Source organism: Gammaproteobacteria bacterium, from assembly GCA_009845905.1.
GTDB lineage: Bacteria > Pseudomonadota > Gammaproteobacteria > Steroidobacterales > Foliamicaceae > Foliamicus.
In genome coordinates this window covers 318,722-332,081 of sequence record VXYS01000004.1, presented here as the reverse complement: position 1 = coordinate 332,081, position 13,360 = coordinate 318,722, and the positions used below count along the sequence as shown (strand labels likewise).

Genomic DNA, 13,360 nt, shown 5'->3' with positions numbered 1-13,360 from the left:
ACGCAACGGAGGAAAAGCAATTGGCTACGAACGCTCACACCTACCTGGAAACGAATGTCATGCCCTGGGAGGACAATCCCTGGATTCCGGGCTTCAAACGCCGGCTCCTGGTCCATGACGACTCGAAGGGATCCGAGATTCGAATCGACTACGTGCCGCCCGGCTGCATTCCCGACGTGCTTGAGCTACCGCATCGCCATTACCACAACACGGTAACGGAACGGGCCTACACCTTGTACGGCGACTTTCCTCACTGGGAGTTCAGCGAGGCCGAAGACCTTGAAGGTGACATGATTGTGTTTCGGCGCCATCTGTTCATGGACCGGCCGCCCAAGACCATTCATGGGCTGATGCCCGAACCGCTATCCGAGACCGGGTGCGTGCTCCTTTACTGGAACACGGGTCCGGGCACGGGCGTAGCCGAGCCGGAAGCGCCCGTCGAATCGATTGATATCCCTTTCGACGACAGTTTCGACTTTGAGTACCCCGAATTCGGCGATGCCCGGCTTTTCGATACCGGCGAGGTTGCCTGGCAACCGCATTCCATGGTGCCGGGCTGGAAAGTCAAACCATTGGCCGACGCCCATGAAAACTCCGGGGCGGTCAGTCTCGTGCACGTCCCCGCCGACTGGACGGTGTCGCGAGAGGGATTGGCTGTCTCCGCAGACGAACCGGCGCCCTGGCTGTTCGTCATTTCCGGCGACCTTGGAGTTCAGGTCGCAGAGAACGGAGCGCGACACGATCTCGGGCTGCAGGAAGGGGCGTTTCTGATGTGGCGAACTGGGGCATCGCTGCTTATGCCGCGCAAACCCGTCAGCGATGGCGGATGCACGGTGCTCTGCGTCGGTCACGACCTGTCCGGAGCCGGCTGACGCCTGGGAGCGAGGGCGTCCCGCCCTCGGGGAAGGCGAGACGCCGCGAGGGACATGCCCTCGCTCCCAGGGACTATCCTGAACTCAGGCAGGCGGCGTTCAGGTCGGCGCGTGTCGGGAGCGTTTCCGCAGGGCGGCCGCCGATCGAGTCCACGGCGCGCGTGAACAGGTTGGGCAGCACGGCGTCGTCCCACTCCGGCCCGTCCTTTCCGGTGCGCAGGATCACGAGTTCCCGCGACGGGATCATGTAAAGCCGCTGGTCGCCCGCGCCGTCGAGGAAGAACAAGTCGTCGGCCACGAACGGCTCCGAGTGCAGGTTGCCCATGAACTCGATGCTCGGGTCGTACTTGCGCAGGGGCTCATGGGACGTTCCCAGCCACAACTGCATCCCGTAGTTCTCGTTGGCCGCCGATGGCGTGGTCATCTCGTCCACCCACCCGGCCGGAATCACCTGTTGGCCCGCGTAGCAGCCGTTCTGCATCAGCGCCTGCCCGATCAGCGCCCAGTCCTCGATCGCGGTCCACATGCAGCAGTCGGTGTGCACCATGCCGTCCTCGCGGTCCAGCAGGAGCCAGCCGTCGCGCAGCCCCAGCGGCGCCCAGAGCTTTTCGGAAAGGTAGTCGGCGAAGCGCATACCGATCGCGCGCTCCACGACGATCCCGGCCACCTGGCTGTTGGGATTGGCGTGCGAGAACGCCGTTCCCGGGGGCGCGTAGATGCCGACGTCCAGGTTGGCGGTCACGATGTCGGTCCCCATCGTGCGCGCCAGCCGCGCCGATCCCGGATAGAAGGCGAACGTTTCCTCAAGTCCCCCGGCCATGTTCAGGAGGTCCCGAACGGTAATGCCGCGGCGTTCGTCCGTGTCCCATTCCGGAAGAAAATCCGCTGCCGGCTGATCGACCGACTCCATGTGGCCGTCGGCGATGGCGTGACCCACCAGTATCGAAGTCAGGACCTTGGTGAGCGAGTGGGTGCTGAACTCCGACTCGGGGGCCTGGTCGTTGAAATAACTGGCGTGCGCCAGCCGCCCCTTGTAGAGCACCACCAGAGAATCGCTTCTCTGCTGCCCGGCCCACGAGGCGGCTTCCTCGTATACGGCGGGATCGATCGGGTTTTGCCCCTCCAGCCAGGCCTCGAGCGGCATGAAGTCGCTGCCGGCCACCAGTTCCTGCGGGTCATACCAGGCGCGTGCGGGGCTCATGGGATTGCCGGACAGCGAGATGACGTAACGCTTGGCGTAGATGCCGTACCAGCCAAGCCGGGAAGGCAGGTAGACCAGCACGCCGATTACGGCGATGACGATCAGCGTCCACTTGCCGGTCTTGGCAAGTCCTCTGAGTATGCGCTTGAGCATGTTGTCTCCTTCTTGTTTCGGGGCCACGCGCTTATTCGGGCGCGGCTGTCTCGGCGTCGTCCGTGGGCCGTCCGGGAAGAATGCCCCCGTAGAGCACCGCGCCGCCGTACATGGGCGATTGCCACAACTGCTCGGAGAAGCGCGGTATGGCCATGGCTGCGACCGGGAAGCACTGGACGAAGTAATTCGGCCGTATGGGCAGCCCCTGCAGGGCGTAGCAGAAGAAATCGCGTTCGTCGATGTGCCAGAAGCCGTCCACGCCCTCCATGCTGGAGGTGACCGAGCCGTCCTTGTTGTAGTAGGCGTCGAAGACGAATTCCTGCTCGTCGTCCACCCAGCGGTAACGGGTGGTGTTGTGCATGAGATGGTTCCAGAAGCTCGGGAAGCGTTCGGCGGGCGACTCGCCCCTGGGGGATTCGAGCGCGGCGATGTCGATCTCCGGGCGCGGCCAGTCGGCCCCGCCCGTCTCCAGCATCATGAACGAGATCATGGGCAGGCGGTCGCGGTCGGGCACCGGTTCGGGGATCAGCATCGTGTTGCCCGGCAGATAGCTGTCGGGGTTGGCCAGCCAGTCGTCCACGCGGTCCGGCGTCCAGGCGAATTCGGCCTCCCTGAGCGTTTCGGAATAGCTGAATTCCTCCCGGGTGCCCGCAGTCCGGCCGATGACCTCCCACAGGTTGGGGCCGGCCAGGTGCAGGGCGTCTTCGGCGAGCGTGTGGCAGGCGCTGCAGCGTTGCTGAAATGCGAGGCGGCCGCGCACGTAATCGGCCCCGGCCAGCGCCTCGCGGGTCAGGCGCTCCTGGGCGCCGGCGGGCGAGCCGGGCAGACACCAGGCCATCGCGGCCAGGACGGCTAGAGCGGTGACGCGTTTCATGTCGGGACGCTCCCTGTTACCTGCTGATCAAAGGATGCCGCGAATGACGGCGTTCGGGATGACGGCTTCGTCGAAGCCCTTGCCGCGCGGCGGCGGATAGCCCATTCGCAGCACGATCAGGTCCAGCTTGGGGCTGATCCAGACCCGTACCTTGCCGCCGCCGTCCAGGTAGAACAGGTCGTCGACGGCGAATGGCTCCGAGTGATAGTTGGCGAAGTTCGGGGGCATGCTCGGGTAGTAGGGGCGCCGCTCCATGAACACCGTGTCGGTCCAGATCTGAAAACCGTAGTTCGGATTGGGCTCCGAGCCGGCGAGCATTTCGTCCACCCAGCCGTCCGGCAGCAGCTGCGTGCCGTCCGGCAGCTTGCCGTCGTTCATCAGCAAGTGCGCGACCCGCATCCAGTCCGCCGGCGCCGAGAGGAAGCAGCAATACGAGATGACATTGCCCTCCACGCCGTCCAGCCGCATGGCGCCGCGCTGCGCACCCAGCGGCCGCCAGAGTTTCTCGCCCAGGTAATGCGCGAAATTCCTGCCGGTGGCCCGGTGGATGATCATGCCGGCGAGCTGCGTGTTCGGGTTGTTGTGGGCAAAGGTCGTGCCCGGCTCTTCCGTCAACTCGAACGAAAGCACCGTGCCGTAGATGTCGCTGCCCTCCACCAGTTGCATGCTCTTCGCGTACGGCTGCGGGCCCTGGCGAAGCTCGCCGAACGGCAGTTCCAGGCCGGTGGTGTTGTGCAGCACCTGGCGCACCGTGATCTGCCCGCGCGGGTCCCCTTGCCATTCGTGGATGTATTTCTCGACCGGATCGTCCAGGCTGCCGATATCGCCGTCGGCCAGCGCGAATCCGGCGACGATTCCGTGCAGGGTTTTCACCCAGGAATGGGAGCTGATCGGCGAGCTCTCGTGAAATCCGTCCATGAACTCGGCGTGACGGATCTTGCCCTTGTGGTAGATCATGAAGGCCTGCGTTTCCCGCTCCATCGCGTAGGCCGAAGCAACGGCGACGGCCTCGGGATCGATCGTGGGCGATTCTTCGGGGCCGGCGCTGGGAAAGAACGGCTGCGAAACGCCCCCGTCCACCAGGATCATCGGGTTGTACCAGGTCTGGGGCTGGCGAAACGCGGTCTGGTCCGGCTGGTCTCGCCAGCGGCGCCAGAAATGGAAGTCCTGAGCTTCCACTTCGTTGACCCAGTCCACCCGGTCCTGGATTTCCTCGGGCGTCATCTGCGTGTTCGGCTGCTCCTGCGCAGCCACGGCTCCGGCAGCGAGCATCATCGCAAACGCAATCCTGTGTGCTGTCTTCATGATTCGTTCTCCTTTCAGCGCAGCCCGGCCAGCAACAGGTTGGGCAGATGGGAATCGTCCCAGTCCGTCGCAAGCGCGCCGGTGCGCACGATCACCATGTCGGCGCTCGGAATGATATAGACGCGCTGTCCGCCGAAGCCGTCGAAATAGGTCACGTCATCGGCTGCAAATGCTTCGGAGTGGTAGGCGCGCAGCGAGGCCTTTGAATTGTAGGCACGCTGTTCCACGTGTTCCGTGCCCAGCCAGGTCAGAAAACCGTAGTTCGGATTGTTCGGGCCGGGCGTGCGGACAGCCGCGATCCAGTCCTCCGGCACGATCTGGCGGCCGTTCGCGCGGCCGTTGTCAAGGTGCAGCAAGCCGAACCGCAGCCAGCCGCGCGCCGGTATGTCCAGGCAGCAGTAGCTGCGCGCCATGCCGCCTTCGGTGTCCATCTGCACCCAGCCGTCGCCCGCCCCCAGCGGCTTCCACAGCGCTTCGGACAGGTATTCCGCGTACGGCCGACCGGTGGCGTTCTCGATGACCAGGCCCAGCACCAGCGGGTTGATGCTGTTGTATTCAAAACTGGTGACCGGCGGTTCCACCGCCTTTTGCTCGAACGTGATCGGCCGCATGTCCTGGCCGATCAGCAGGCCCATCATCGGCCCCAGGCTGCCGAAGGCGAAGGTCGGGAAGTCGATTCCGCTGCTTTGCCATAGCGCCTGGCGAATCGTGATTGCGGCGCGCTCGTCGCCGGCCCATTCGGGCAGATAAAGGCTGATCGGATCGTCGGCGGAGCCGATGTGTCCATCGGAGATCGCAACGCCCACCAGCAGGGCGACCACCGACTTGTGCATGGACTGGGTTGACGTGAGCGTGTTTTCGTCGGCGCCCTCGTAATAGTGCTCGAGCTGAATACTGCCGCCGCGCCAGACGATCAGAGCGTCGGAACCGGTTTCGGCGCCGTAATCCATGGCCGCCTGCAGGCTTTCGACAGACAGGGCCCGTTCGCCGAAAGAGGCCTTGGGAAGCGGCTGCTCCGGTGCGCCGGGGACCCGTTGCATATGACCGGGACGGTTTCCGGCGAACTGGCCGAGCAGGCGAATGGTCTCGGTCGGCTTGGCCGCCAGGAAGCCCAGCACGACCAGGAGGACCAGCCCCACGACTCCGCCCACCGCCCAGGCGACGGTCAGTCCCAAGATGCGCAGCAATCTCTTCACGAATCCGTTTGCAACCCCTGCCGAGCGCGTAATCATATCCCCCAATTCGCCGATCGCCGGTGCTCCGGCGCGCCGGAGCGCCACGCATTCTCCAGGGCTGCGCGGGCTAGAATCTACGCCTCACGCCAATACGCAAACGACGATGACCGCCCGTTCATACGCCAGCAACCGCGACGCACTGCGCGCACTGGTCCGGCCCGACGCCGTGCATCGCGACCTGTACATATCCGAGGAGCTGTACGAGTTGGAACTGGAACGCCTGTGGCGCAACACCTGGATCTACATGGGTCACGACAGCCAGGTGCCGAAGCCGGGCGACTTCTACACGGCGGACATCGCCGGATCGCCGCTGGTGATGCTGCGGGGCCGCGACGACGAGGTGCGGGTGTTCCTCAATCGCTGCGCGCACAAGGGCACCCGGGTGGTCAGCGCGGTGGAAGGGAACTGCGGGAGCACGCTGCGTTGCCCGTACCACGGCTGGACCTATCGCCTCGACGGCAGCCTCAGGACCGTTCCGATGAAGGGCGGCTACGGCGGAACGGACATTTCCGAAACGGCCCACTGGCAGGGGCTTACGCCGGTGCCCAATCAGGAAATCTACCGGGGCTTCGTGTTCGTGCGGCTGAGCAACGAGGGGCCGGACTTTCACGACTATTTCGGCGATTCCCTGAGTTCGATCGACAACATGGCCGACCGCTCGCCGGAGGGCCGGCTGGAGATCGCCGGCGGCGTGCTGCGCTACGACCACGACTGCAACTGGAAGATGTTCGTGGAGAACCTGAACGACGCGATGCACCCGATGGTGGCGCACCAGTCGTCGGCCGGCATCGCCAAGCGGCTCTGGGAGGAAGAGGGCGACGGCGGGGAGCCGCCGATGGTGGTGCAGCAGTTCGCGCCCTTCGTCAACGACTACGACTTCTTCGACAACATGGGCGTGAAGATCTACGAGAACGGCCACTCCTATACCGGCGTGAAGTTCTCGATTCACTCGAAGTATTCGGCAGAGCCGGAATACGAGCGGCGGATGGTCGAAGCCTACGGCGAGGAACGCGCGCATGCGATCCTCGGCGAGAACCGCCACAACACGGTCTATTTCCCCAGCCTCACGATCAAGGGCGCGATCCAGGCGATCCGCGTCGCGCGGCCGCTGGCGGCCAACAGGACGGTGCTGGAGAGCTGGACTTTCCGCCTGGCGGGCGCTCCGGAGGAACTGCTCAAGCGCACGATGACGTATTCGCGGCTGATCAATGCGCCGACCTCGGTGGTGGGGCACGACGACCTGCACTGCTACAGCGAGATCCAGCAGGGACTGCACGCGCAGGGCAACGAGTGGGTGAGCCTGCACCGCAACTACGATCCCTCCGAGCGTGACGGCATCGCGGGCGTTTACAACGGCACCAGCGAAGTCTCGATGCGCGGCCAGTTCCGCGCCTGGCTCAAGTACATGCTTCCCCATGGCGAGGCCGTCGAATGATCTCGCCTGCTTTCTGTCCCTCCTGTACCGGGAGCCGCATGAACCCATCCATGGGGCTTGGCGGCGACATCCCTGTCGCCGACACTCCCGGTACAGGAGGGACAGAAAGCAGGCTTCCCTTTCCGCAATCCCATGAGTAAGGCGCCTCCAACGACGGGGGAGTTGGCGCGGTTCGTGTACCGGGAGGCGCGGCTGATCGACGAGAAGCGGCTGGACGAGTGGTACGAGCTGTTCGCGGAGGACGCGCTGTACTGGATGCCGCTGGTGCGCGGGCAGACGGACCCGCACAGCCATACTTCGCTGTTCTGCGAGGACCGGTTTCTGCTGAAGGTGCGAATCGAGCGGTTGAAGAACCCGCTGTCGCACTCGCAGCAGCAACCGAGCTTCTGCCAGCACGTGCTGCAGCGCCCGGAACTCGTCGGGAGGGACGACGATGCCGGCGAATATGCAATGCGCACGCCGTTCATCTATCTCGAAACGCGGCTGGACGAGCAGTTCATGCTGGGCGGCGTGGCGCACCACGATCTTCGCCTTGAGGATGGAGGTCTGAAGATTGCCGTCAAGCGCATCGAATTGCTGAACCGCGACGCGGCGCTGCCTTCCATACAGCTTTTCCTGTGAGCGTCGCAGCCCCGGGCACCGTGGCCGGCGTCCTGGAGGGCGCGGCGCAGCGGCACGGCAGGAAGCCGTTTCTTCGAATTACGCGCGACACGGCCGAGCGGACGGGCATCGAGGCGGGCGACTTGAGCTATGCCGAAGCCTGGGAACGCACGCAGGCGCTGATCGCCGGATTCTCCGGAATCGCAGACGGCGGTTCGCAACGCGTCGCGCTGCTGCTGGAGAACCGCCCGGAAATGTTCCTGCATTGGCTGGCGCTGAATGCGCTGGGAATATCAGCCGCGCCGCTGAATCCGGCCTGGCGGTCGGCCGAGCTTGGCTACGCGCTGGCGCACAGCGAAGCACGGCTCGTGATCGCGTTGCCGGAACGGGTGGACGCACTGCGGGAGGTGTTGCGAGCGGAAGGACTGAAGGTGCCGGTATGCGCGCCGGGCGAGGACATACCAAAGCTGCCGTCGCGGCCCGGGGGCGGGCGGCAGCCCGAGAATCCGGCCGATCGCGAATGCGCGCTCCTGTATACCTCGGGGACCACCGGCAGGCCCAAGGGCTGCATGCTCAGCAACCGCTATTTCACGATGATCGGGGACTGGTACACGGCGCTGGGCGGTTTGTGCGCGCTGGACGCGGGCGGCGACTGCCTGATCACGCCACTGCCGATGCACCACATGAATGCGATGGCCTGCTCGACCATGGTCATGCTGGTCAACGGCGGCTGCATCGTGCCGCTGGACCGTTTCCATCCGCGAAGCTGGTGGCGGGAAGTCAGGGAATCCGGTGCGACGATCGTCCATTACCTGGGCGTGATGCCGGCGATCCTGCTCAAGCTGGACGAGGACCCGGCCGAGCGGCGCCACGGCGTGCGTTTCGGGTTCGGCGCCGGCGTGGGCAGCCGCCAGCACGTGCCGTTCGAGGAGCGCTTCGGGTTTCCGCTTGTGGAGGCCTGGGCGATGACCGAGACGGGCGCGAGCGCCGCGATCATCGCAAACCGGGAGCCGCGCAAGCAGGGAACCGCCTGCTTCGGCCGTCCCTTGCCGGCGGTGGACGTGCGCATCGTGGATGACCGGGCCAACGAAGTGGACGTGGATCAACCGGGCGAGTTGTGGGTGCGCCATGCGGGCGACGATCCGCGGGGGGGCTTTTTCTCGGGTTATTTCAGGGACGCCGCGGCCACCGATGCCGCCTGGGAGGGCGGATGGTTCCATACCGGCGACATCGTGGCGCGCGACGCCGACGGCGACATGCATTTCATCGACCGCAAGAGCAACATGATCCGGCGCAGCGGCGAGAACATCGCCGCCGTGGAGGTCGAAGGGGTGCTGGCCGAGAATGATGCCGTCGCCGAAGCGGGCGTCGTGGCGGCGCCCGACGAAATCCGCGGAGACGAGGTGTTTGCCTGCATCCGGCTGAAGGGCGGGAGCGCGGACTCCGGCGATGCGCGGGCGCTGGCGGAAGAGCTGGTGCGCTACTGCCTGAAGCGGCTCGCCTACTTCAAGGCGCCCGGGTACGTCGCGTTTGCGGATGCCTTGCCCCACACCGCAACGGAAAAGCTCGACCGGGCGGCGCTGAAATCACTGGCCGCGGACCTGCTGGACCGCGGCGACTGCGTGGACACGCGCAAGTTGAAACGCCCAGTTCCGTCGAGGGCCGCATGATCGGCCCCCTGGGAAGCGAGGGCATGACCCCCGCGGCGTCCCGCCCTTGGGGAAGGCGAGAGGCCTACCCTCCTGGGGCCGCATGAGCCGGCACGATTACGAAGGCGTTGCGCTGGTCGCGCCGGTGACGGTTCCGTACCGGCGCTACTCCACGCGCGACGCGCACTGGTGGATCGCCCGGGCGCTGGCGGCGCTGCTGAAGGACAGCGGGCTGAAGAAAGACGACATTGACGGCCTGGGCATATCCAGCTTCACGCTGGGCCCCGACACCGCCGTGGGCCTGACGCAGCACCTGGGCATGTCGTTGCGCTGGCTGGACCACGTGCCCATGGGAGGCGCCTCCGGCGTCGTCTGTCTTCGGCGGGCGGCCCGCGCGGTGCAGGCGGGCGACGCGGAGATCGTCGCCTGTATCGCCGGCGACACCAATCACGTGGACACGTTCCGGCGCACGCTTTCCACCTTCAGCCGGTTCGCCCAGGACGCCGTCTATCCGTACGGATCGGGCGGCCCCAACGCCAGCTTCGCCTTCATCACCGACTGGTGGATGCGGCAGTACGGCGTCGAGCGGGAGGACTTCGGCAAGCTGTGCGTGGCCCAGCGGCGCAACGCCATGGACAACCCTTATGCGCTGCTGCGCAAGCCGCTCGATCTTGAGGACTACCTCGGCGCGCGGGTCATAGCCGAACCGCTGCACCTGTTCGACTGCGTCATGCCCTGCGCGGGGGCCGACGGCTACCTGGTCATGACGGCGGAGCGCGCCGAGGCTCTGGGTCTGGACTCCGTGCGGCTGCTCGGCGCGATCGAGCGGCACAACGCCTTTCCCGACGACCCGGTGCAGGTGTGCGGGGGTTGGGCGCTGGACCGCGACGAACTCTGGGCGCAGGCGGGCGTGGGCCCGGGCGACATGGATTTCTTCCAGGCTTATGACGACTACCCGGTGATCACGCTGATGCAGATCGAGGAACTGGGCTTCTGTCCGTCCGGCGAGGGCGCGGCTTTCATTCGCGCGCATGAATTCGCTCATGACGGCGACTGTCCGCTGAACACCTGCGGCGGCCAGTTGTCGATGGGCCAGGCGGGCGCCGCCGGCGGGTTCCTTGGGCTGGTGGAGGCATTGCGCCAGCTCCTTGGACGCCCGCTGGGGAAGCAGGTTGCCGACGCCAGGCATGGCGCGGTTTCCGGTTTCGGCATGATCAACTACGACCGCGGCCTGTGCAGCGCCGCCGCGGTCCTTGCCCGCTCCTGAGCCATGCGCGCCAGACCCCGCCTCAAGAACCCCATCCTGCGCACGCGGCAGCCGCTGACGCCGCCGATGCCGCGCAGCCGCACGGCACTGGGCCTGACGGCGCAGGCGGCGGAGGGGCGGTTTGCGCTGCAGCGTTGCGAGTCCTGCGGCCAGGTGCAGTACCCGCCGGCGGACAGTTGCCGGGCGTGCCTCTCCGAGGAGCTGCTCTGGACGCCGATGTCGGGCCGCGGCGAGCTGCTGGCGCACACGACCCTGCACCACAGCAACGATCCTTTCTATCGCGAGCGCCTGCCCTGGAGACTGGGATTGACACGGCTCGCGGAAGGGCCGGTGGTCGTCGCGCACCTGCACCGCGATTGCCCGCCGCCGCCCGCCGCCGTCCGCGTTACGGCTAAACTGGACAAGGCGGGCCGAGGCGTGCTGGTGGCGCTCCCCGCGGACGAACTGGGAGACATGAGCACGGATCCACGTCACGGGGAATTTTCCTGCGACCCCGAACACCGCAAGGTGCTGGTGACCGACGGCAAGAGCCGGGTCGGCCAGGCTCTGGTCCGGGAGCTCGCGGCGGCCGGCGCGTCCGTCATCTGGGTGGGCCAGGCCGAGCCCTGGAAGAAGTATGCGGGCCAGGATGCCATCGAGAAGCTGGATCAGGTCACCGTAATACCTCTGGACCTGACCGACGAACGCGGCATCAAGCGCATCGGCGCGGAGATCGGCGGGCGGGTGGACATTCTCATCAACAATGCCGAGGTGCACCGGACCCAGGGCATTGAAGGCAGTGGCGGGGCGGAGCTGGCCCGGCGCGAAATGGAAGTCAATTACCTGGGGCTGTTGCGCCTGGCCCAGGCTTTCGGCCCGGCAATGCGCTCGCGCGGCGCGGACGGCGGCGCGGCGGCCACGGCATGGGTAAACGTGCTGAGCGTCTATGCGCTGAGCAACTACCCGCCGCAGGGCACGTATTCGGCCTCGAAGGCGGCGGCGCTGTCGCTGTCCCAGTGCCTGCGCGCGGAGATGCAGGACGCCGGAATCCGGGTCGTGAACGTTTTCCCCGGCCCCATCGACGAGGAATGGAACCAGACGCTGCCGCCCCCAAAGCTGGCGCCGGAACGGCTGGCGAGGGACGTCGTTCAGGGACTGCGCGACGGCGTCGAGGACCTGTTTCCGGGGGACGTGGCGAAGGAATGGCTGGAGCGATGGAAGGACAACCCCAAGGTGCTGGAGCGCGAACTGGCGCTGGAGTCGCAAACCGCATGAGCGGGGACCGGGTGTGGCTGACGGGCGCGAGCTCCGGCATTGGCGCCTGTCTCGTGGACATGCTGGTGGAACAGGGCAGCGAAGTGATCTGCTTCTCTCGCCGGCCCGCCGCGACCGACTCGGCCGCGGTGAAATCGATAGCGGTCGATCTCACCGATCCCGAAGCGACCCGGCAGGCCTTCGATGAAGCCGCAGGCAGCGTTCCGGCAAACCGCCTGGTGCACAACGCGGGCGTGATCCGCGAGCGGCCGCTGCCGGAAGTCACGCAGGAAGACATGGACGCGCTGGCGCGCCTGCACATGGGCGCCGCGGTAGCGATGGTGCAGGCCAGTCTCGACTGCATGCGCGACGCCGGCTGGGGCCGGATCGTGCTGATGTCCAGCCGCGCGGTCGTGGGGCTGGCCAAACGCACCGCCTACGCGTCCACCAAGGCGGGCATGCTGGGCCTGGCGCGCACCTGGGCGCTGGAACTGGCGCCGCTGAAAGTAACGGCCAACGCCATTCTGCCGGGGCCGATCGCCGAGACCGAAATGTTCGACGACGTCGTGCGTCCGGGCAGCGAACGCGCCGGCAAGGTGGCTTCGTCGATTCCGATCGGGCGGCTGGGCCGTCCCGATGACGTCGCCCGCGCCGCCCTGTTCTTCCTCGACCGCGGCAATGGCTTCGTGACCGGGCAGGCGCTCTACGTTTGCGGCGGCACCTCGGTAGGTTCACTGACGCTGTGAACGGACTGCTCCAGGACCTGCTGGCGGGAATCGCCGACGACAAGCTCAGGGTCGTCGACCTTACGCACACGCTGAGTCCCTCCTTTCCGCAGCTCAGCCTGCCGCCGGAAATGGGCCAGGCGCTGCCGTACCGGAGCGAGGAGATTTCCCGCTACGACGGCCGCGGCCCCGCCTGGTACTGGAACAACTTCACGCTGTGCGAGCACACCGGTACGCACTTCGATGCGCCGATCCACTGGGTTTCCGGGCGCGAGTTGCCGAACAATTCGGTGGATACGATTCCGCCCGAGCACATGATCGCACCGGCCTGCGTGGTGGATTGCACCGCGGACGCGGAGCGCGACGCCGACTTCCTGCTGACCCGCGAGCGGCTGGAGGAATGGGAGGCCGGTCACGGCCGGATACCGGCGGGCGCCTGGGTGCTGATGCGCACCGGCTGGGCGCGCCGGGTCAACGATCCGGTGGCGTTTCAGAACTACGACGAGATCGGCCAGCACACGCCGGGTCCCGGCGTGGATTGCGTGCGCTTCCTGGTCGACGAGCGCGACGTGCTGGGTTTCGGCACCGAGACCATCGGCACCGACAGCGGCCAGGCGCAACGCCTGAACCCGCCCTACCCGTGCCATTACTACATGCACGGCGCCGGCAAGTACGGCCTGCAGTGCCTGAACAACCTGGACCGGCTGCCGCCCACCGGCGCCGTCCTGTTCACGGCGCCGCTCAAGCTGGAAGAAGGTTCCGGCAGCCCCCTGCGTGTTCTCGCCCTCATCCCCGCTCCCGCATAACGCGC

Annotated in this window: 12 protein-coding genes; 8 read left to right on the top strand and 4 right to left on the bottom strand. The window is 66.4% G+C overall.

Translation table 11 applies throughout. The features are described from left to right. Positions 1-20: 20 nt before the first annotated feature. Entirely contained in the window at positions 21-872 is an 852-nt protein-coding gene (locus F4036_03035) for a hypothetical protein (GenBank protein ID MYK36714.1), read from the top strand. A 73-nt stretch (positions 873-945) separates the two neighbouring features. Here the strand turns inward: F4036_03035 and F4036_03030 are convergent, their stop codons facing one another. Genes F4036_03030 through F4036_03015 form a run of 4 tightly spaced genes read right to left on the bottom strand, consistent with a single transcriptional unit; the run spans position 946 to position 5,637 of the window. Then, positions 946-2,253 (bottom strand): serine hydrolase, encoded by a 1,308-nt coding sequence (locus F4036_03030; protein MYK36713.1) that lies wholly within the window; start codon positions 2,251-2,253, stop codon positions 946-948. A gap of 4 nt (positions 2,254-2,257) precedes the next feature. Beyond that, the gene (locus tag F4036_03025; protein ID MYK36712.1) at positions 2,258-3,100 is read right to left on the bottom strand and encodes a hypothetical protein; all 843 of its coding nucleotides are present in this window, start codon (positions 3,098-3,100) and stop codon (positions 2,258-2,260) included. Between the two features lie 27 nt (positions 3,101-3,127). Continuing rightward, positions 3,128-4,405, bottom strand: coding sequence for a serine hydrolase (locus F4036_03020; protein MYK36711.1), 1,278 nt, complete (start codon positions 4,403-4,405; stop codon positions 3,128-3,130). Between the two features lie 14 nt (positions 4,406-4,419). Continuing rightward, entirely contained in the window at positions 4,420-5,637 is a 1,218-nt protein-coding gene (locus F4036_03015) for a serine hydrolase (GenBank protein MYK36710.1), read from the bottom strand. Positions 5,638-5,743: 106 nt separating this feature from the next. Between F4036_03015 and F4036_03010 the strand changes: the two genes are divergently transcribed. The 7 genes from F4036_03010 to F4036_02980 all read left to right on the top strand — a co-directional run bounded on the left by F4036_03010 (position 5,744) and on the right by F4036_02980 (position 13,355). Next, positions 5,744-7,075, top strand: coding sequence for a Rieske 2Fe-2S domain-containing protein (locus tag F4036_03010; protein ID MYK36709.1), 1,332 nt, complete (start codon positions 5,744-5,746; stop codon positions 7,073-7,075). A 132-nt stretch (positions 7,076-7,207) separates the two neighbouring features. Further along, complete coding sequence (locus tag F4036_03005) at positions 7,208-7,696, top strand: aromatic-ring-hydroxylating dioxygenase subunit beta (GenBank protein MYK36708.1); 489 nt, start codon at positions 7,208-7,210, stop codon at positions 7,694-7,696. A gap of 20 nt (positions 7,697-7,716) precedes the next feature. After that, positions 7,717-9,345, top strand: coding sequence for an ATP-dependent acyl-CoA ligase (locus F4036_03000; GenBank protein ID MYK36707.1), 1,629 nt, complete (start codon positions 7,717-7,719; stop codon positions 9,343-9,345). Positions 9,346-9,427: 82 nt separating this feature from the next. Beyond that, the gene (locus F4036_02995; GenBank protein ID MYK36706.1) at positions 9,428-10,591 is read left to right on the top strand and encodes a thiolase family protein; all 1,164 of its coding nucleotides are present in this window, start codon (positions 9,428-9,430) and stop codon (positions 10,589-10,591) included. 3 nt (positions 10,592-10,594) lie between these two features. Beyond that, on the top strand, positions 10,595-11,845 hold the full coding sequence (locus F4036_02990) for an SDR family NAD(P)-dependent oxidoreductase (protein ID MYK36705.1): 1,251 nt from the start codon (positions 10,595-10,597) through the stop codon (positions 11,843-11,845). Beyond that, positions 11,842-12,570, top strand: a complete 729-nt coding sequence (locus tag F4036_02985) for an SDR family oxidoreductase (GenBank protein ID MYK36704.1) — start codon at positions 11,842-11,844, stop codon at positions 12,568-12,570. The genes F4036_02990 and F4036_02985 overlap by 4 nt, the downstream gene beginning before the upstream one ends. Then, the gene (locus F4036_02980) at positions 12,534-13,355 is read left to right on the top strand and encodes a cyclase family protein (protein ID MYK36703.1); all 822 of its coding nucleotides are present in this window, start codon (positions 12,534-12,536) and stop codon (positions 13,353-13,355) included. Before F4036_02985 ends, F4036_02980 begins: the two co-directional genes overlap by 37 nt. Positions 13,356-13,360 lie beyond the last annotated feature (5 nt).